At 67.9% G+C, this 19,604-nt stretch carries 19 protein-coding genes and 1 other RNA gene; 9 read left to right on the top strand and 11 right to left on the bottom strand.

What is annotated here, in order from left to right; translation table 11 throughout:
- Both trpS and IEY33_RS09505 read right to left on the bottom strand, forming a co-directional pair.
- Positions 1-1,017 carry a tryptophan--tRNA ligase gene (gene trpS / locus IEY33_RS09510; protein ID WP_188962758.1) on the bottom strand — a complete coding sequence of 339 codons (1,017 nt, stop codon included), beginning with the start codon at positions 1,015-1,017 and terminating at the stop codon, positions 1-3.
- Between the two features lie 52 nt (positions 1,018-1,069).
- On the bottom strand, positions 1,070-1,819 hold the full coding sequence (locus IEY33_RS09505; RefSeq protein ID WP_188962756.1) for a 2-phosphosulfolactate phosphatase: 750 nt from the start codon (positions 1,817-1,819) through the stop codon (positions 1,070-1,072).
- Positions 1,820-1,878: 59 nt separating this feature from the next.
- Here IEY33_RS09505 and IEY33_RS09500 point away from each other — a divergent pair, with 59 nt between their 5' ends.
- Positions 1,879-3,063, top strand: coding sequence for an MFS transporter (locus tag IEY33_RS09500; protein WP_188962753.1), 1,185 nt, complete (start codon positions 1,879-1,881; stop codon positions 3,061-3,063).
- Between the two features lie 25 nt (positions 3,064-3,088).
- Here the strand turns inward: IEY33_RS09500 and IEY33_RS09495 are convergent, their stop codons facing one another.
- Positions 3,089-3,472 (bottom strand): hypothetical protein, encoded by a 384-nt coding sequence (locus IEY33_RS09495; protein ID WP_188962751.1) that lies wholly within the window; start codon positions 3,470-3,472, stop codon positions 3,089-3,091.
- Positions 3,473-3,535: 63 nt separating this feature from the next.
- Positions 3,536-3,634: signal recognition particle sRNA small type (gene ffs, locus IEY33_RS09490), an RNA gene on the bottom strand.
- 281 nt (positions 3,635-3,915) lie between these two features.
- On the opposite strand from ffs, the gene IEY33_RS09485 reads away from it, so the two are divergent.
- The 8 genes from IEY33_RS09485 (at position 3,916) to IEY33_RS09450 (ending at position 11,762) form a co-directional block, all read left to right on the top strand.
- Positions 3,916-4,320, top strand: a complete 405-nt coding sequence (locus tag IEY33_RS09485) for a prepilin-type N-terminal cleavage/methylation domain-containing protein (protein ID WP_188962749.1) — start codon at positions 3,916-3,918, stop codon at positions 4,318-4,320.
- Positions 4,321-4,387: 67 nt separating this feature from the next.
- Positions 4,388-5,746: an O-antigen ligase family protein gene (locus tag IEY33_RS09480; protein WP_188962746.1), complete on the top strand. Its 1,359-nt coding sequence runs from the start codon at positions 4,388-4,390 to the stop codon at positions 5,744-5,746.
- A gap of 1 nt (position 5,747) precedes the next feature.
- A complete protein-coding gene (locus IEY33_RS19245; RefSeq protein ID WP_188962744.1) occupies positions 5,748-6,143 on the top strand; it encodes a type II secretion system protein in 396 nt (131 codons plus the stop codon).
- A gap of 64 nt (positions 6,144-6,207) precedes the next feature.
- Complete coding sequence (locus tag IEY33_RS09470; protein ID WP_188962974.1) at positions 6,208-6,756, top strand: DUF1802 family protein; 549 nt, start codon at positions 6,208-6,210, stop codon at positions 6,754-6,756.
- A 24-nt stretch (positions 6,757-6,780) separates the two neighbouring features.
- Positions 6,781-7,095, top strand: a complete 315-nt coding sequence (locus IEY33_RS09465) for an FUN14 domain-containing protein (protein ID WP_306415609.1) — start codon at positions 6,781-6,783, stop codon at positions 7,093-7,095.
- Between the two features lie 83 nt (positions 7,096-7,178).
- Entirely contained in the window at positions 7,179-9,509 is a 2,331-nt protein-coding gene (recG, locus tag IEY33_RS09460; protein ID WP_373288042.1) for an ATP-dependent DNA helicase RecG, read from the top strand.
- Positions 9,510-9,903: 394 nt separating this feature from the next.
- Positions 9,904-11,064 (top strand): ABC transporter permease, encoded by a 1,161-nt coding sequence (locus IEY33_RS09455; protein ID WP_188962740.1) that lies wholly within the window; start codon positions 9,904-9,906, stop codon positions 11,062-11,064.
- A complete protein-coding gene (locus IEY33_RS09450; protein WP_188962738.1) occupies positions 11,061-11,762 on the top strand; it encodes an ABC transporter ATP-binding protein in 702 nt (233 codons plus the stop codon). The genes IEY33_RS09455 and IEY33_RS09450 overlap by 4 nt, the downstream gene beginning before the upstream one ends.
- A gap of 100 nt (positions 11,763-11,862) precedes the next feature.
- Here IEY33_RS09450 and IEY33_RS09445 read toward each other — a convergent pair whose 3' ends face one another.
- From IEY33_RS09445 to IEY33_RS09415, 7 genes are all read right to left on the bottom strand, one after another.
- Positions 11,863-12,570: a DedA family protein gene (locus tag IEY33_RS09445; protein WP_188962735.1), complete on the bottom strand. Its 708-nt coding sequence runs from the start codon at positions 12,568-12,570 to the stop codon at positions 11,863-11,865.
- Positions 12,571-12,579: 9 nt separating this feature from the next.
- A complete protein-coding gene (locus IEY33_RS09440; protein ID WP_188962732.1) occupies positions 12,580-13,329 on the bottom strand; it encodes a phosphatidylserine decarboxylase in 750 nt (249 codons plus the stop codon).
- A 78-nt stretch (positions 13,330-13,407) separates the two neighbouring features.
- Entirely contained in the window at positions 13,408-14,493 is a 1,086-nt protein-coding gene (locus IEY33_RS09435) for a glutamate-cysteine ligase family protein (protein WP_188962730.1), read from the bottom strand.
- 319 nt (positions 14,494-14,812) lie between these two features.
- On the bottom strand, positions 14,813-15,955 hold the full coding sequence (wecB, locus tag IEY33_RS09430) for a non-hydrolyzing UDP-N-acetylglucosamine 2-epimerase (RefSeq protein ID WP_188962728.1): 1,143 nt from the start codon (positions 15,953-15,955) through the stop codon (positions 14,813-14,815).
- A gap of 54 nt (positions 15,956-16,009) precedes the next feature.
- The gene (locus IEY33_RS09425; RefSeq protein WP_188962725.1) at positions 16,010-17,158 is read right to left on the bottom strand and encodes an MraY family glycosyltransferase; all 1,149 of its coding nucleotides are present in this window, start codon (positions 17,156-17,158) and stop codon (positions 16,010-16,012) included.
- A 155-nt stretch (positions 17,159-17,313) separates the two neighbouring features.
- Positions 17,314-18,381 carry an FtsW/RodA/SpoVE family cell cycle protein gene (locus tag IEY33_RS09420; protein WP_188962723.1) on the bottom strand — a complete coding sequence of 356 codons (1,068 nt, stop codon included), beginning with the start codon at positions 18,379-18,381 and terminating at the stop codon, positions 17,314-17,316.
- Between the two features lie 133 nt (positions 18,382-18,514).
- Positions 18,515-19,582, bottom strand: coding sequence for an NAD(P)-dependent alcohol dehydrogenase (locus IEY33_RS09415; RefSeq protein ID WP_188962721.1), 1,068 nt, complete (start codon positions 19,580-19,582; stop codon positions 18,515-18,517).
- Positions 19,583-19,604 lie beyond the last annotated feature (22 nt).

The raw sequence follows: 19,604 nt of genomic DNA, 5'->3' as shown, positions 1-19,604 counted from the left end.
TCAGTGCTCCTGCGACGGGGACGCGCCCAGGAACCCCATCTTGCTGCGCACCTCGTCCATCACGGGCGCCGCGATGGCTCGCGCGCGTTCCGCACCGTGCGCGAGCCCGCCCAGCACGTCGTCGGGACGCGCCCGCAGTTCGCTGGCACGCGCCTGAATGGGCGTCAGTTCCCGCTCGATGCCGGTCATGAGGCGCTTCTTGCAGTCGATGCAGCCGATCCCGGCGGTGCGGCAGCCGTCCGCGACCTCCAGCAGCGTCGTATCGTCCGAGAACAGCTTGTGGTAATCGAAGACGAGGCACACGTCCGGGTTGCCAGGGTCGGTGCGGCGCACGCGGGCCGGATCGGTCGGCGAGGTCCGCAGCTTGCCCCAGATGCTGTCCATGCTCTCCAGCACGCCCATGGTGCTGGTATCGCCCTTGCTCTTGCTCATCTTGCCCTGGCCGTCCATGCCGGGCACGCGCAGCGCGTCCTTCTCCAGCACGGCCTTCGGTTCGGGGAAGGTCTGGCCGTGCGTGTGGTTGAAGCGCCGGGCGATCTCGCGCGTCAGCTCGATGTGCTGCACCTGGTCCTCGCCGACGGGGACGGTGTCGGCCTTGTACAGCAGGATGTCGGCCGCCTGCAGCACCGGGTACATCAGGAGTCCGGCGGGGATGCTCTCCAGCTTCCCGGCCTTGTCCTTGTACTGCGTCATGCGTTCCAGCTCGCCGACGGGCGTCTGCAGCGTGAAGATCCAGCCGAGCTCGCTGTGCTCGCGCACCTGCGACTGCACGAAGAACACGACCTTTTCCGGGTCGAGGCCGACACTCATGTTGGCGAGCGCCATGTCGAAGGTGAGGCGCGCGAGGGTGGCGGGATCGTACGCGAGGGGGTTGGTGGGCGCGTGCAGGTCCACGATGCAGTAGATGGCGTCCTGACCGTACTGCTCGCCGAGCCGGACGTAGTTGCGCATCGCTCCGAAGTAGTTGCCGATGTGCGGCTCGCCGGTCGGTTGGATGCCTGAGAAAACGCGGGTCATGCCGGGGATTCTAGCGCCGACCGCCCCCGCCACGCTCCACCGCGGGTCGGGGTCAGGGGCCGGGCGTGGACGCGTCGCGGTACGCGGGGCCGTCCAGGCGCGGCACGGCGCGACTCACGCCCGGCCGGGCGGCGAGTGCGAGGTCGGCCGCGAAGCCGCGCTGCGCGAGCTCCAGGCCGGACGTGCAGCGGCCCAGCGCGTCCGGCAGGCGGTCCTGCACGTGCCGGTAGGCGTGCGCGGCCGCCTCCGCTTCCGGCGAGTGCGGGCCGGGCAGCGCGGCGATCACGGCGCCCGCACCCCACTCGTCCTCCAGCGCGGGACGCAGCATGCCGTCCGGCCAGCGCTCACCGGCCGCCAGCACCAGCAGCGGCCCCGGCAGGCGCGCCACGTGCGCCGCGACGGCCCCCGCGTTGCGCAGGCAGGCCGTGAACACCTGCGCTCCCGTCACGTCCTGCGCGGCGGCGGAGAGCGTCCCGCCGTTCGGGGAGGGCAGCACCAGCCGCGTGCCCGCAGGCAGCGCGGCGAGCGACGCGGGCGACAGCGAGAGGCCGTCCGTGAACCGGCGGACGTGACTCGCGAGGAGCGCCCCCTGCTCCCGCGCGAACCGCGCGGCGCGCTCGTCCCGCCAGCGGTACGGGAGGACGACCGCGCCGCGCCCGAGCGCCACGTCCACCGCGGTACTGAAGGACAGCACGTCCACGATCACGACCGCCGCGCAGCCCGGCCCGAGGGCGCGCAGGCCCGCCTCGCCCCACCCGAAGCGCACCCTCGCCCCCGCCTGCCGCAGCCACGCGTCCGTCATGCCCGCCAGCGTAGAGCAGTCGCGTGCTGCGGGTGCGGGCGACGCTCCATAATGCCCGCATGACTTCCTTCCGGCCATCCAGGGGCCTCGTCCTGCTGTTCCTGGCGCAGGCGCTCGCCACCGGGGCCACCACGGCCAGCACCGTCCTCGCGTCGCTCGTGATCGCGGGCCTGGGTCACGAGGCGCTCGCGGGCCTGCCCAGCACGCTCGTCACGCTCGCGGCCGCCGCGTCAGCGGGCCTGTTCGGCCTGATGATGCTCCGCGTGGGACGCCGGGCAGGCCTCGTGAGCGCGTACCTGCTCGGCACGCTCGGCGCGGTCGTCGGCTTCCTGGGCGGACGGGCCGGGAACGTGCCGGTCTTCCTGCTCGGCGCGGCCCTGATCGGCGCGGCGCAGGGCGGGTACCAGCAGGCGCGCTACGCGGTCGCCGAGAGCGTCCCCGAGGGCCTGCAGGCGGGCGTGATGGGCGTCATGATGCTCGCGTCCGTGCTCGGGTCCGCCGCGAGCGGCGCGCTGTCCGGCCCGCTCGCGGTCCTCGCCGCGCGGCTCGGCAGCAGCAGCGACCTCGTCGGCTGGCTCCTCGCGGGCGCGTTCCTGCTGCTCGGCGCGGCCCTCACCCTCTTCTGGCGACCCCTCGCCCCCACCGGCGGAACCACGACCGGCACCACACCCACCCGCCCCGCCGTGCGCCCCGCCCGCCTGTCCGACGACGCCGTCCGCTGGCCCGCCCTGGCCGTCGCGACCGCACAGGGCCTGATGGTCACCCTGATGAGCCTCACGCCGCTGCGCGCCCACCACATGGGCATGGACCACACGCACGTCGCGGGCCTCATCACGCTGCACGTCGCCGGAATGTTCGGCTTCGGCTGGCTCACCGGCCCGCTCCTCGACCGGCTCGGCAGCCGCTTCGGGTACGTGACGGGCGCCGCACTTCTCGCGGCCGCGTCCCTCACCGCCCTCCTGACCGGCGCGTGGCTGCCCGTCAGCATGTTCGTGCTCGGCCTCGGCTGGAACCTCTGCTACGTCGCCGGCAGCAAGGCCCTCACCGCCTACGCGGGCGTGCAGGGCCAAGTGGACGCCCTCGGATACCTCGCCGCGGGCGCCGGCACCCTCATCGGCGGGGCCGTCATCGCCCGGTACGGCTTCGCGCCGCTCAGCGCCTTCTGCGCCGCCTGCGCCCTCCTGCCGCTCCTCAGCGCCGCCCTCGCACCCCGCCCGTCACGCGCCGCCCTCGCAGGCGACTGACACCGGAAAGGCCCAGGAAAACCCGTCAGCGCAGTCGGTCGCGGATCTCCTGCAACGTCTCCTCGAACGCATCCAGGAACTCGTCCTCCAGCGCCAGATCCCGCACCAGACTGTCCTGCTCCGTCGCCGCCTGCTCCCGCGCCCAGCGCACCCGCGCATTCCGCGCGCTCGACACGTTCCCCTTCCCCGCCACGAAACGCGCCGCATGCCGCACCGCCTCACGCGGGTCCTCCGTCGGCGCGACCACCGACAGGTTCCGCAGCCCCCCATGATCGTTCACGAGACTCGAAATCACTTCCGTCCGCATCCCGCTGCGCGCCAGGAACACCTGATCGACACGCCACATGCTCGTCGCCCGGATCGGCTCAGGATCAGGTCGCTTGCCGGCACGGGAAGAACGTCTCGCCATCTGCGCCCGAATATAGCGGCACGCCGCACGCCACGCCTACCCGCACCGCACCGACATGAAAAAGCATTGCCGGTGAGCAACGGCACCCGACGATCATCCCTTATGGCTGCTGCCTTCCGGCCCTGACCAGGTTCGAGAGTCGCCGCTGCGTTACGCCAGCAATGCGGAGCGCAGTGTAGCACTCCCCCCGCCCGGGGGCAACGCAACCCCCACACGCAAGTCTTTCGACACCCCACGCACCCGGCAAAACGCCACCCACACGCCAAAAACCGTACGCCACACTCCAAACCCAACCCACGCACATTCTGAGAAAACGTAAGAAGCGTGTAAGAACACCCCATGTACCCTGATCTCAGCAGGCAAGGCCAGAAGGCCGAGCTGCACGCCATAAAACGGCAATCCGGTCATCCAATCCCTATCCGGAACGCCACCCAGGAGAACACATGAAGAACAACAAGCGCACCCAGGGCTTCACCCTCATCGAGCTCCTCATCGTCATCGCCATCATCGGCATCCTCGCCGCGGTGCTCATCCCCAACCTGCTGAACGCCCGCAAGGCCGCCAACAACACCGCCGCGCAGAGCTACCTCCGCAACGCCGTGACCGCCGCCGAAAGCACCCGTGCCAACGGCGACACGAGCCTGGTGAACACCGCAAGCGGGACCGCCTGCACCGACGCGAAAATCCTCGGTGGATCTCTGCCCTCCAGCGTTGACACCACCTGCCTCATCAACCAGAGCGCCAACGGCACTGTGGGCGTCGTCAAGAGCAGCAACGGCAACTTCTACAAGTTCAACGGCAGCACCGTGGTTTCCGGCGCTGACGCTCAGCTCCCCAGCCTTCCCTGATCTCACTACGTCAGCAGACGCCCCGTTTTCGCGGGGCGTTTTTGTTTAGCTGCTATAAAAGGACGTCATGAAGGCCTTTCAGTTCTTGCTCGCCAGTTTCATCCCTGTCTTAAGTTTTTTCTTCCTGCCGTTTTCCCAGGGAAGAATTCAAAATAATGTTTATTCGCCAAAATTTTATCTTTTGCTCGGCTTTGTCTTGTTAGTTAGCCTGTGGAAAATTAGCTTAAACAGTCAAGGTGTGCCGCTAGTGAGTTATTTTAAGATCCTTAGATTATCCAGGATTGTCTGGCTAGTTATTTCTTATTTTCTATGGATAGTCGTCTCTTCAGCGCAATCGTTTATGCCAGGATATGCATGGTTAGGCAGCAACGACTTACAGGTCGGTAGCCTGTTTCTCATTCTTTGTTACATTACGGCGATCCTCTATCTTTCTGCAATCGAGATGAATTGGCTTATTCGATCTCTAGCTTTTACTACCGGCGCTATGGCAATAATAGCTCTCTTAGAGGCGATAGGTTTCAGGCCTCTCTGGACTTGGATCCATTCGGATCACATGATTTTCCCGGCAGCAACTGTCGGACACAGACAGCACCTGGGCGGATGGTTCGCCATCATGTCTCTGGCGCCCGTATATTTTTATAGAAATCGTGTGAAGGACAGATGGTTCTGGCTCTGGCTGACGTCTTCCCTGCTCGGTCTCAGTCTGGCGACGACGTCTGCTGCGACTTTAGGCGTAGGGGTTGGCTTACTATTGTGGCTGGCAACTGATGGGAAGCGCGGTCGTTGGCAGCTCCCGCTGATAGTGTTCGCAGCTTTCACGGTTGGAATTTTTGCTGTGCCACGCGTCGTGACGTTGACCAGTCAGATGATCGGACTCACACCACCCGTTTTCAAGGATTACGGCTCCGCCTACACATTAAAGGCGCGCAAGCTTCTGTGGAAATCTGCATGGAACGCTGCCCTTGAACGTCCGTTCTTCGGATGGGGTGACGAAACGTTCGCGTATCAGGTTTTTGAACATCTTAGTCCAGATGATGCACGAAATCTGTTCCGTTATGAATTGAATCTTTCTCCAGATGCTCAAGTTTCATATGGTGGATTCACATACTATGTTGATGACGATGAGAAGAACATCCATTCAACAGGCTCGATCCTGTATCACCGTGCCCATAATATTATTATGGATGAGCTTTACAGCCATGGTTTCACAGGATTATCGCTATTCTTGGTTATTATTTTTTCCTTGTCATGGAAAATCTATCGCACCAGCGGTGATTTCTGGCTTATAACTGCCTGCCTACTTCCATATGCCATTTACCTCCTCGCTTGGTTCTATGTACCTACAGTCACACCACTATATTTTATCCTGGCTGGCATCGTTTTAGCGAACAGAACCAAATTATCAAGACCAAAAGAGGTCGTCTAGCATGCAGAACACACAGGGTTTCACGCTCATTGAGCTTCTCATTGTCATCGCCATCATCGGGATTCTGGCGGCGACACTCATCCCGAATCTCCTGAATGCCAGGAAGGCGGCCAACAGTCAGGCGGCGCAGAGTTATCTGCAGGTCGCCATCACAGGCGCGGAGTCCAGTCGTGTGAATGGAACACCGATTGCCGACAGCACGAGTACCGATTGCAATACCGCAAAGACGAACGGTTCGACGGCGCCCTTCCCGACCAGCGTGACGGCCTGTCAGGTGTATCAGACGGCGAACGGCACGTACGGGTATGTCACGTCTGCCAATGGCGTTTCGTATCAGTTCAACGGGAGCAAGATGGTGCTCGCGTCGACGGCGGGGTTGCCTGCCAGTATGCCCTGAGTCTGTCGTTCGTGTGCTTTGCCGCCTCCTGTGGGGGGCGGTTTTTCTTTATGCTGTGGGGATGATGGTTCCGCCCGCGCTGAAGGAATGGGATGTTCAATGTCAGGCTCTTGTTGCTGGTGGGGTGGCGGTGGTGGTCCGGAAGGGCGGGATCATGGAGACGCATGCGGGGTTCGAGGTGGAGCACCGGCGGTTTCTGCTGTATCCGACGTTTCTGCATCAGAATCCGGTGGAGGTGAGGGGGGAGTTCCGGGGGTTGTTGCGGGCTGATCCGGCGCCTGGGGTGCTGGTGTTGCCGGCGTTGGCGGAGGTGGTGGCGGTGTACAGGGTCGAGTCGCTGGAGCGTGCCGTGCAGCTGGAGCCGTTTCAGGTGTTGACGGCCGAGGCGATCGAGCGGCGGTTCGCGTACCGGAATCGGCCCTGGGTGCATGCGGTGTTGGTGCGGGTGTCGCCGCTGGTGCCGCCGCTGGTGCTGGAGGAGACGCCGGAGATGCTGGGGTGCGTGAGCTGGGTGCCGTTGCCGGGCGGGGTGTTGTCGGGGGTGGGGGGGCAGGTGCGGCCGGAGGGGGAGTTGCTGGCGTTGCGGGAGGAGCTGGACGGGTTGTTGCGGTAGGATCGCTGTACTTTGTCGCTGAGTGTGTCTGAGCTGGTGTGGCCGTATCTGCCTTCGTTGTCGGTGGGGGCGATTCTTGGGTTCTGTGCGGGGTTCGCGGTCAAGCGGATCGGTCGGATGACGGTGCTGCTGGTGGGGTTGTTGTTTCTGGCGTTGCAGATTCTGGCGTGGCAGGGGTTGTTGACGGTGAACTGGGGTCGGGTGCAGGCGCTGGCAGAGCCGTGGGTGCAGCGGGGTGGGCGGGAGTTCGGGGCGTGGGTGCTGGGGATCGTGCAGACGAATCTGCCGTTCGGTGGGGGGTTCGTGGCGGCGTTTCTGGTGGGGTTGCGGGCGCGCTGAGTGTGCGGCCGGGCACCGTTCTGTCCTGAACAGATCGCGGGGTGTTCGGCTGCTATTCTGGGGGCGTGCCGACGCTGAGTGACATGCAGGAGAAGTTGCGTCGCCCGCTGGAGCTGGAGCTGGCGCAGGGCTGTCAGAACCGGGCGGTGTCGGGCGGGATGGAGCGCCTGCTGGACAATTTCGCGCGCCCGTTCCCGAAGGTGCGTGAGGCGCTGCGCGGGTACGGTGACCTGACGGTGGTGGCGCGGGAGGCGGCGCTGCGGTCGGCGCTGGCGGCCCTGGCGCCCACGTCGCGGCCCGCGCCGACGGCCCCCACGCGGGTCGAGAACCGCCCGGCGCTGCCGCCCGAGTCGGACGGGGCGCCGCTCGCGCCGGGCACGGAGCTGTCGCGCGTGAATTTCGGGCCGGGAGCCGTGAAGAAGTTCACGGCGCTGGGCCTGCACACCCTGCGTGACCTGCTGCACGAGTACCCGCGCCGTCACGAGGACCGCCGGGCCCTGCCGAGCCTGGCGCAGGTGGAGGACGGGCAGAAGGTGACGGTGGAGGGTGTGATCGTCTCGAAGCACCGCCGCACGCCGAGGCCCGGCATGCTGATCCTGGAGGTGACGCTGGAGAACGCGTGGGGGGAGCGCGTGAAGTGCACGTGGTTCAATCAGGCGTGGGTGGAGAAGGGCCTGCGGGACGGGGCGCGTCTGATCGTGAGTGGCCGCGCGAAACGGTTCGGACGTTCGGTGCAGGTGGCGGTGGAGCACATGGAGTCGCTGTCGGGCGGGGCGGGCGGGGAGAGCCTGAGCAGCGGGCGGATCATCGGGGTGTACGACGCGCGTGACGGGATCAGTCAGGAGTTCGTGCGGCGGGCGGTACAGGTGGCGCTGACGCGCGTCCCGATTGGGGATTACCTGACACCGCGCTGGCGGGCGCAGTACGGGCTGACGGACCTGCCGGACGCGTTGTGGGGCATGCATTTCCCGCACGACGAGGCGCATCTGGAGCGCGCGACCCGGCGCCTGAAATTCGACGAGTACCTGTTCCTGGAGTTGCGGGTGCTGCTGCAGGGGGAGGACGCGGTGCTGTTCGGGAAGCGGTTCGGGGCGACGGACGCGGACATGCAGACCTTCGAGGCGGGGTTGCCGTTCGCGTTCACGAACGCGCAGCGGCGCGTGCTGTACGAGATCGCGGACGACATGCGCGCCGAGCGTCAGATGGCGCGGCTGCTGCAGGGCGACGTGGGGTCCGGCAAGACGGCCGTCGCGGCGTGCGCGTTGTTCCTGGCGTGGCGGGACGCGTACCAGGGCGCGCTGATGGCACCGACGGAGATCCTGGCGCGGCAGCATTACGCGAGCCTCACGGGGTACCTCGGGCCGCACGGGGTGCGGGTGGGCCTCCTGATCGGCGCGCTGGGGCAGAAGGCGAAGGCGGAAGTGCAGCGGCAGATCGCGGACGGTGAGCTGGACGTGGTGGTGGGCACGCAGGCGCTCATTCAGGAGGGCGTGTCGTGGCACAACCTGGGGCTGGCGGTGGTGGACGAGGAGCACCGCTTCGGGGTGATGCAGCGCCGCAAGCTGCTGGCGGGTCGCCCGGACGTGCTCGTGATGAGTGCGACGCCCATCCCGCGCAGCCTGGCCCTCACGAGTTACGGGGACCTGGAGTTGAGCGTCATCGACGAGTTGCCGCCGGGGCGCACGCCGATCCAGACGAAGCTCATTCAGGACACGGCGCGGCGGCAGAGTTACGGGTTCGTGATGCGGCAGATCCGGGAGGGGCGGCAGGCGTACGTGGTGACGGCCCTCATCGAGGAGTCCGAGACGCTGGAGCTGCTGGCGGCGACGCAGCTGGCGGACGATCTGCGGGTGCTGCTGCCGGAGGCGCGCGTCGGGCTGCTGCACGGCCGGATGAGCGCGCAGGAGAAGGACGACGTGATGGAGGTGTTCCGCCGCCGGGAGTTCGACGTGCTGGTGTCGACGACCGTGATCGAGGTGGGCGTGGACGTGCCGAACGCGACCGTGATGGTGATCGAGAACGCCGAACGGTTCGGGCTGTCGCAGCTGCATCAGCTGCGGGGCCGGGTGGGGCGAGGCAGCAACCAGAGTTACTGCATTCTGGTGGCGGGCGAGCACAGTCAGAAGACCCGCAAGCGTCTGAAGATCATCGAGGACAGCACGGACGGGTTCGTGATCGCGGAGGCGGACCTGAAGCTGCGCGGGCACGGGGAGTTGCGCGGCACGCGGCAGAGCGGGCTGGACGAGCTGAGGCTGGGGGATCTGGGCAGTGACCTGGAGATCATCGAGCAGGCGCGCGCCCTGGCGAAGTACCTGCTGCATCACGATCCCACCCTGAGTCATCCGGGGCTGGCGTACCTGAAGTCGGAGCTGCAGGCGCGCAGTTCCCAGGTCGCGTACCGCGAGGTGATCTGACCGCCGGGACACGGGCGCGAGAGGCGGGCTGCATGAGAGTGCGGGGCTGATCTGACGCCCGGACTGCGATGGGACATGAGACGCGGTTTAGACAACCTTGCCGCGTGACAAGCCTGTGACACTCGCGGGAGTACGATACGGGTGTCAAGCGCAACTGAATATGTGGGCGAGTGAAGCCCACGCGCAGGGAACCCACCCCGGGAGACGACCAGAATCCACGGCGGGTTCCCTTTTTCTGCCTCCAGTGTACCTTTCGCCGCGGGCCGTGTCGTTTGCGTTTGAAAGCCCAGGGCGGTGGCTCGGGGCATGCCTGCTGACCCGTTCACGTGCGGGCACACCGCAGACCGTAGGCGTTCTCGCGCCCGCACGCTCCCGCAGGCGCTAGCGTGCCCGTGTGAAGACGAGAGACTTATGGCAGCTGGCGTGGCGCGGACTGACCCGCCGCCCGGTGAGGACCGTGCTGACGGCCCTCGGGATCATGGTGGCAGTGGCGAGCATGGTGATCTTCCTGTCGCTCGGGGAGGGCCTGCGCAAGGTGTTCACCAGCGAACTCGGCGGGATCGGGCCGGACATTCAGGTGTCGCTGAACGGGTTCACGCAGGGCCTCGCACCCAGCCCCAGCCTAAATGAGAGCACCACCCAGGACATCCAGAAGCTCGCGCCGCAGCTGGGCATCACACTCGTCACGCCCGTCGTGATGAGCCTGCGCACCTCCCTCGACCCCTCGCAGAGCGTCGTGTTCTACGGCATGCCCGCCGCGCAGGGCGTCACGTCCGCCTTCCCGAAGGTCAGGCTCGCGCAGGGCGCCCTCTTCACCGCACCGGACGAAGGGAAACCCGTCGCGGTGCTGGGTGCGAAGGCCGCCAGCAACCTGCACCTGAAGATCGGGAGTGAGCTGCGCCTGAACCGCCGCGCCAGCGTGCGCGTGACCGGCATCCTCAATCCGGACAGCGCCCTGACGGACAACTTCATCTTCCTGCCCATCACCACCCTCCAGAACGCCATCGACGCGCAGGGCAAGGTGTCGCTCGTCGCCGTGAAACTCGCCGACCCCAGGCAGGCGCGCCGCGTGGCGGACACCCTCACCCGGACGCTGAACCTCGAAGCGCAGACGCAGTCGGACTTCCTGAGCTTCGTGGACCGCGCCCTGAAGATCAGTGACGCCGTCCGTTTCGGCATCTCGCTCATCTCGCTGATCGTGGGCGGGCTGGCCGTGGCGAACACCGTGATGATGGGCGTGTTCGAGCGGACGCGGGAGTTCGGGACGCTGCGCGCCATCGGAGCGCGGCCCGGCTTCGTGCAGGCACTCGTGCTCTCGGAGAGCCTGCTGCTGGCCCTGGTGGGCGGCTTCTTCGGGGTGCTGCTGGGCCTGGCGGGCATCTGGGGCGTGAACCTGTACACGCAGAACCTCGCGAGCATCGACGCGGCTGCCCTGACGCCGCGCCTCGTGCTGCTGGCCTTCGGGATCTCGCTGTTCCTGGGCCTGATGGCGGGCTTCTTCCCGGCGCGCACGGCAGGCCGGACTGTCATCACCGAAGCGCTGGGGCGCGCATGACGTCTCCCCTGCCCGGCCTCCGTACCGAGGGCCTCAGCCGCGTGTACCCGAGCGGCGAGGGGACCGTCACCGCCCTGCGGCCCTTCACGCACACCTTCCAGCCGGGCATGACGGCTGTCGTCGGCCCGAGCGGGAGCGGCAAGAGCACCCTGCTGAACCTGCTGGCGGGCTTCGACACCCCGTCCGGGGGGCGCGTCGTGGTGGGCGACACGGACCTGCACGCCCTGACCGAGGCGGGCCGCGCGGACTTCCGGCTCGCGCACTACGGTTTCGTGTTCCAGAACCACAACCTCGTCGCGATCCTGTCCGCGCAGGAGAACGTGGAGTTCCCGCTCATGCTGGCGGGCGTCCCGCCCCGCGAGCGGCGGGACCGGGCGCGCGCCCTGCTCGCGCAGGTGGGCCTGGAGCGCCGCGCGGGCCACATGCCGAGCCAGCTGTCCGGCGGCGAGGCGCAGCGCGTGGCACTGGCGCGCGCGCTGGCCGGCGACCCGCAGGTGCTGCTGGCGGACGAACCGACCGGGAACCTCGACACGCGCACCGGCAACGAGGTGCTTGAACTGCTGCTCGCCCCGGCACGCGCCGGACGGACCGTGGTGCTCATCACGCACGACCCCGAGGTGGCCGCGCGGGCCGACCACACCCTGCGCGTCCGGGACGGCGAAGTGCACGCCGAACCCGCGCCCGCCGGCATGCGCTGAACGGCGGCACGACGAGGGGGAGGGGGCTCTGGCGTCCCCTCCCCCTGCATCACATCTCCCTGTCGGTCCGGACGGCGTGACCGCCTGACCGAAGTTCGGATCAGTCCTGGCGGTCCCGGCCTTCCGGTTCGCGGCCTTCCACGTCGTCCAGCACGGCGCGCATCTCGCTCTTCTGCAGCGCGGCCTCGCCCTGCGTGCTGCGGCGGCGGCGCGTCATCACGAAGTACACCAGTCCCAGGATCAGCAGCACGCCCCCGATCACGTACCACTGGTACTTGTGCCACAGCTCGATGAACACGCTCCCGAAGTACCACAGGCCCACCTGCCACGCCGCCGTCCAGCTGAGCGCGCCGAGCAGCGAGTACAGCGCGTACGTCTGGATGCCCATGCCCGCCTCCTGCGCGTACAGGATGAACGGCGTCCGGATCGCGCCGAACCAGCGGCTGATGATCACCACCCACGCGCCGTACCGGTCGAGCCAGCCGCGCACCTCGGGGATGCCCATGTTGCCGCGAATGCGTTCCGGCAGCATCCGCATGCCGCGCCCGCCCAGGTAGTACCCGCCGATGTTCCCGATCCAGTTGCCGATGCCGCCCCACAGGATACTTTCCAGCAGGGTCGTCTTGCCCTGATGCACGAGGATCCCGGCGGCCAGCATGGGCGGCTCGAAGGGAATGCCGGGCACGCCGACGCCCTCCACCAGCAGCAGGGCCGCGTTGATGAGGTGCACGACGAGCGGGTCGAGGGTGTTCAGCCAGTGCAGGAAGTGATCGAGCGACAGCACTTGGCTGATGGTGTGCCAGTCCATGCCCGGTCCTCAGCGGGAACGGCTGGCCGGAGCGGGACGCTGCGCGATGGGCGTCAGCGCGCCGTACACCTGATCGCCCACGCCCACCAGGAACTCCACGTCCTCCGCGAACAGGAACAGGTCCACCTGCGAGCCGCGCTCGATGAAGCTGACCTTCTGGCCGGGCCGCACGCGCTCGCCGACCTTGACGTACGTGCTGATCTTGTTCACGAACTTGTCCGCGATCTCCACCATCGCCACCTTGAGCGGCTGCCCGCCCAGCTGACCTTCCAGGAAGACCGTCTGGCGTTCGTTCTCCAGCGCGTAGCGTTTCGCGAAGAGGTCCACCGCGCGGCGCAGGTACGTGAGCTGCACGTACTCCCACAGGTCCACCATCGGCAGGTTGAGTTTCGCGCCGTTGTGCACGATGCCGCTGATGCTGGCGTTCAGGGGCGCGTAGTTGAAGTGCACGTCGAGGGGACTCATGTAGATGCCGATCAGCCAGCCGTTGCCGGGCTGGACGCCTTCGGGCCATTCGGCGTGCGTGATCTCGGTCACGGCGATGCTCTCACCGAGTTTCTGCGCGGTGATCCTGCCGTCCTGCACGCGGCGGATGTACACCACCTGCCCGTCGCAGGGGCTGATGAGCAGCGAGTCGTCCTGCGGCGTGACGCGGACGGGGTCGCGGTAGAACCAGATGCGTTGCAGGAAGTACAGCACTGCCGCCCAGACGGCAGCGACGGGCAGCAGCACGCGCAGGAGTTTCGGGAGACGCTTCATTGGGGGAGTCTATCAGGGCGGGCGGGGGCGCCGCTGAACCCCTGGTGACCCGTCCGCGTGCCGGTCACGGCCGGGGCGTCAGCGTCCGGGAGCGCCCGCGTCCGCCGGAAGGGTGTCGGGAATGTCCGGCGCGTCGCCGGTCCAGCGGGCGTGATGCTCCGCGCGGACCTTGCGGGCCATGTACGGCAGTTTCGGCACGTAGTACGCCGCGAATCCCGCCGCGCCCTCCCAGCGGGCGGGCCGGGCGTGCGGCGTGCCCACGTCCGCCCAGCGGCCCGTGCGGTACGCGCCGTCCAGCGCGGCGAGCGTGGCGGCCTCCCCGTGCGCCGCCCATTCGCGCTGCACGCGCTGCGCGGCAGTGTCCTCTATCCACGCGGGGTCGAAGCCGCTCAGGGCCTGCACTTCGCGGGCGAGGGCGCGCACCTCTTCGTCGGGACCGGTGGCGTACGTGCCGCGCAGCCGGTTGTACGTGTCCCGCGACCACGCGAGGCGCTCGGGGAGACGCGCGAGGGCATGCACGGCCGTCAGCACGGCCAGCAGCCGCTCCGGGTCCCAGATGGGGTCCAGCACGCGCAGTTCGATGGTGTGCAGGCGGCGCGTCACGATCAGGTCCTGGAAGCGGGCGAGCGGGTCCGGCGTGAGCGGCCCCAGCGCGAAGCTGTGCGTCACGCGCGACAGCGGCCCCGCCGGGCGGCCCTGCCACCAGGGACTGCTGGCGGACGCGTGCGCCAGGACCGGCAGGTACCGCGCGAGATTGCCGTACACGGTGGCCAGCCGGTCCGGCGTGACGCCCACGTGAACGTGCAGGCCCGCCGTGTGGTACGCGTCACTGCCGGGCAGCAGGCCGAGCGGGACCATCAGGCCGCGCGGCAGGGCGCGCGACAGTTCCTGCCGCCGACTCAGGGCCGACGCGAGCAGCGTGGCCGGGTGCGCGTGCACAGGCGTGGACACCTCGACGCTGCTCATCAGTTCCCGCCGGGCGGGCGGACCGCGCCGGAAATTGCTGGCGGTGCCCCCCACGTTCCCGGCCCAGTCGCGCCACAGCAGACGGGCCAGCCCGCCGAAACTGGCGGTGCTGGCCCGGAAGCCCCGGCGCGCGTCGCCGTACAGCACGAACACCTCCTCTTCCAGGCCGAGGGTGACGTGCGGGAGCGATGCAGGCATGGCAGGGAGTATAGAGCGGCCGCCACAGGGGGCGACCCGCACGCCCGGAGTCCTGCCCCGTTCCGGTCCTCGCGCTGCACGGCCGAATGTCGTACGAGTTTGAGCTGAACTCCTGGAGTTCAGCCGAGCGACAAGGGCGCCAACAAGTACGGTTTGGAGGAGATGGAAGCGGGCAAGCGTCCTCATGGGCGCTGTTCTGCCCAAGAAGCGGGCAAGCGTCCTGCAGGGCGCTGTCCTGCCCAAGAAGGGATGTCGGCGCTGTTTCCGTCATCCCTGGAATCGGATCAAAACCGTATCAGAAGTGCAGCGCCGCCCGGTTTCAGTTCTGCCAGTCGTCCGGCCGGTCCTGCAGGCCGAAGTGCCACGCGATGGCCTGCGCGATCCGCATGCCCGCCTGCCCGTCCCCGTAGGGGTTGCGGGCCTGACGCATCGCCGCGAGCCGTTCCGGGTTGCCGAGCAGGTCCAGCAGCACGGTCTTCATCTGCTCGGCCTCGTTGCCGGCCAGCACCAGCACGCCCGCCTCCAGGCCCTCGGGGCGCTCGGTGACGTTGCGCAGCACCGCGACCGGCACGCCGAGCGCCGCGCCTTCCTCCTGCAGGCCGCCGGAATCGGTGGCGAGCAGGGTGCTGGCGGCCATCAGGGGCGCCATCGCGGCGTAGTCGAGCGGTTCGGTCAGCTCGAAGTTCGGGAGGTCCGACAGGTGCGGGCGCACGGCCTCCTGCACGGCCGGGTTCAGGTGCACGGGGTAGATGAAGTGCAGTTCCGGGTGCGCCTGCGCCACCTCGCGCAGGGCGCGCGCCATGTCCGGCATGAACGGCAGGTTCTCGCGGCGGTGCATGGTGACCGTCACGAGGCCCTGCCCTGCGTCCAGCCGGGCCTGCCACTCGCTTCTCAGCGGGGTGCGGCCCGCCACCTCGCGCACGGCGTCCACGGCCGTCTGACCGGTCACGACGACGCCCGCCTCCGGCTTGCCTTCCCGCAGGATGTTGGCCTTGCTGAGCGGGGTGGGTGCGAAGTCCAGGGTGCTCAGGACGGCCGTCAGGCGACGGTTCGCTTCCTCCGGGAACGGTTCGGACAGGCTGCCGGACCGCAGGCCCGCCTCGACGTGCCCGACCGGGATGCCCTCATAGAAGGCGGAGAGCGCCACGCAGAAGCTGGTGCTGGTGTCACCGTGCACGAGCACCATGTCGGCCCCCATCTCACGCAGCGTCGCTCCGGCCAGCGGCACGATCTTCGCGGTGAGACCCGCGAGCGTCTGGCGTTCCGTCATGACCTGCATGTCGCGGTCCGGCATGAGCCCGAACACGGCGAGGGCCGTGTCGAGCTGCTCGCGCTGCTGCCCGGTCGACAGGATGAGCGGCGTCAGGCCGGGGTGCGCGGCGATGGCGGAGTACACGGGGGCCATCTTGGTGGCTTCCGGGCGGGTACCGAAGGCGAGAACGATGCGTTTCACGGTCCGCATTATGCACAGGCGGGCGTGACGGGCGCGTCAATGCCCCGCCGGGAGGTACGGGCGTTACTCGGTGCCGGTCGTGAGGGCCTGCTCCTGCTCGCGGCCCTGCGCGCGCACGCGGCGGTACGCCACGAACCACAGGCACAGCACCGTGAACACCACGGTCGCCAGGATCGCGAGGGGACGCACGCCCTGCGCGATCATGCCGACCACGCCGCACAGCAGCGCCACCATCCACATGATGAGGGCCGTGCGCCGCGCCTGTCCCGTCGCGGCGAGCAGCCGGTGGTGCAGGTGCGTCTTGTCGGGGTGTCCGAGCGGGTTGCGGATGCCGCGCGCGAGGCGGCCCACCACGACCTGCGCCGTGTCGAGGATCGGGAGCGCCATCACGAGGAGCGGCACGAACAGGCTCGCTCCGGCGCTGAACTTCAGGGTGCCGAGCATCGACACGGCCGCCAGCGTGTACCCGAACAGGTACGATCCGGCGTCCCCCATGATGATGCGGCTGGGGTTGTAGTTGTGCCGCAGGTATCCGAGGGCCGCGCCGCCCAGACCCGCCAGCAGGATCACGGCCGTGCCGCGGTCCGGGAACTGCGCGGCCGTGGCGAGCAGCACCATGCTCGCCACGAAGCTCACGCCGCCCACCACGCCGTCCACGCCGTCCAGCAGGTTCATGGCGTTCGTCAGCCCGATCACCCACAGGATGGTGATGGCGATCCCGAGCGGCTGGTTCACGGCGTCCGGCACGCTCGGCAGGAACGGAATGGCGTTGTAGTCGATGTGCAGGCCGTTCACGACCAGCAGCACGGCGCTGAGCAGCTGCACCGCCAGCCGGAATGCGGGCGACAGACCGTACTGGTCGTCGATGAAGCCCGTCAGCACGAGGATCGTCGCGCCGAGCAGGATGGCGAGCACCTGAATCTGCACGTCCTGAATGAAGATGGGCCGCAGCGCCCACGCGACCACCACCGACACCACGAAGCCCGCGAAGATCGCGAGGCCGCCCGCGTTCGGGAGCGGTTCCTTGTTCAGGCGGCGCTCGTTGGGCTGGTCGGCCCAGCCGACACGCACCGCGAAGTCCCGCACGCCGGGAATGAAGCGCCACGTGAAGGTCAGGGCCGTCAGGAAGATCAGCGCGACGATCAGTGCGCCGCCGCCCGCGAGGTTCGAGATACCCATCGACTGGGCCAGGGAGGAGAGTGCTTCAGGCATAGACAGCGCAGTGTACGACGTGACGGGGCCGCACGTGAGCAGGGCCGCATGAGGACCCCGGTACCCCAGACTGCTTCATCCTGTGCCGCCGCCACTCTCCGGGCGGTCCGCAGCCGGGTGCTTCTCGTGGGTCGGGTGCGTTCCCGGAACGCGGGTCAGATCATCTTGTCGAAGCGGTCGCGGTACACCACGTACGCGAGGGCCAGCGTGGTGAGCGTCATCACGAGGCTGCTCAGGCCGTAACTGATGAGCGGCAGGGTGATGCCGGTGAGCGGCAGCATGCTGAGCGCCGCGCCGATGTTCTCGATCGCCTGGAAGCCCACCTGCCCCAGCACGCCCGCGAACAGGATCTGATCCTGCAGGCGCGGAGAGCCGCTCGCCATGCCTGCCAGTCCCCAGATGAGCCCGCCGTACAGCAGCAGGACCGCCACGCCGCCCACGAGGCCCTGCTCTTCCGCCCAGGTGGCGAAGGCGAAGTCCGTGTGCGCTTCGGGCACGAAGCCGTTGTGCGACTGCGTCCCCTTCTTGTAGCCCTTGCCCATCATGCCGCCCGACCCGACCGCGATGGTGCTCTGAATGACCTGGTACCCGGCGCCGCGCGCGTCCTTGTACGGGTCGACGAAGATGGTGAGGCGGCTCTGCTGGTACGGTTTGAGGTGCGGGAACAGCACGGTCGGGAACGCCACCCCGATGGCGAGCAGGGCCAGCAGGACGTGCCAGGTGGGCATCCTGTACACGAGCAGCATCGCGAGGAACATCACGGACAGCACCATCGCGCCCCCGAAGTCCTGCGTGACGACGAGGCCCACGGCGGGCAGGAACACCGCGAGGGGCGGCACGTAGGAGCGCAGGCCCCGGTAACCGTCCTTCATGACGGTGGGCAGCATCATGATCAGCGAGAGTTTCAGCAGTTCGAGCGGCTGGAACTGCAGCGGCCCGATCACGATCCAGTTCTGCTGGCCGTTCACGTCCTTGCCGATCACGAAGGTGCTCAGCTGCAGCAGCAGCGAGAAGCCGTACACCCAGGGGGCCGCGCGGTAGATGCGGTCCCGTCCCGCCCACCACAGCAGCCCGATCGGCAGGATGGACAGGCCCACGCCGAGCAGCTGCTTGGAGAAGATGCCGGGACTGACGCGCGGCGCGAGGGCCGCCGTGGAGACGGTCATCAGGCCGACCACCAGCAGGGCCGCCACGATGAAGGGAAAGCGCAGGTCGTAACGCACGCCCGTCACTCTAGAGCGCGCGCGTGAAGAACGGGTGGAGGTCCCTCACACGATCAGCCCCGCGCTCCGTGCATGGACAGCAGACGGCCCGGACGAGGCCGGGCCGGGGAAGCGGAACGTGGCGGGCGGCGCTTCAGTCGGCGGCCTGGTCCTGTTCGGCGCGGAAGGCGGCCATGTCGATCACGAAACGGTACTTGACGTCGTTCTTCAGCATGCGTTCGTAGGCGGTGTTGATGTCCTGCATGCGGATCATCTCGATGTCGGCCACGATGCCGTGCTCGGCGCAGAAGTCCAGCATCTTCTGCGTCTCGGCGATCCCGCCGATGTTGCTGCCGGCCACGCTGCGGCGCTGCAGGGCGAGCGGGACGCCGCTCACGCCGACCGGTTCGAGCGCGCCGACGATCACGAGGTGCCCGTCGCGCTTGAGGGTCACGAGGTACGGGTTGAGGTCGTGGCTGGTGGGGACGGTGCTGATGATGAAGTCGAAGCTGCTGCGCGCGGCCTTCATGGCGGCCTTGTCGTTGCTGAGGATGACGTGGTGCGCGCCGAGGCGGAGGGCGTCTTCGGCTTTGCCCTGCGAGGTGGTGAAGAGGGTCACGTCGGCGCCCATGGCGACGGCGAGCTTGATGCCCATGTGGCCCAGGCCGCCCAGGCCGACGATGGCGACCTTGTGGCCCTTGCCGATCTTCCAGTGGTTGAGGGGCGAGTACATGGTGATGCCGGCGCACAGGAGCGGCGCGACGCCTTTCAGGTCGAGGGTCTCGGGCACGTGGACCGCGAAGCCTTCGGTGACGACGATCTCGGTGGAGTACCCGCCGTGCGTGGGGGCCTTGGTGTCGCGCTCGCGGGAGTTGTACGTCCAGGTGGCGCCGTTCTCGCAGTACTGTTCGAGGCCTTCGGCGCAGGCGTCGCAGTGCTGGCAGGAGTCCACCATGCAGCCGACGCCGGCGAGGTCGCCGGCCTTGAAGCGCGTCACCTGTTCGCCGACGGCCACGACGCGGCCCACGATCTCGTGTCCCGGCACGAGCGGGTAGATGCTGGGGCCCCACTCGCTGCGCGCCTGGTGCAGGTCGGAGTGGCAGACGCCGCTGTACAGGATCTCGATCTTGATGTCGGTGGGTTTCAGGTCGCGGCGTTCGATGGTGTGGGGCTGCAGGGGGCTGGTGGCGTCGGGGGCCGCGAAGGCGTGAACGTGGGTCATGGGGACTCCTTGAGTGAGGGGT

The sequence above is a fragment of the Deinococcus aquiradiocola genome, assembly GCF_014646915.1.
GTDB lineage: Bacteria > Deinococcota > Deinococci > Deinococcales > Deinococcaceae > Deinococcus > Deinococcus aquiradiocola.
This window is presented reverse-complemented; position numbering and strand designations above follow the sequence as displayed.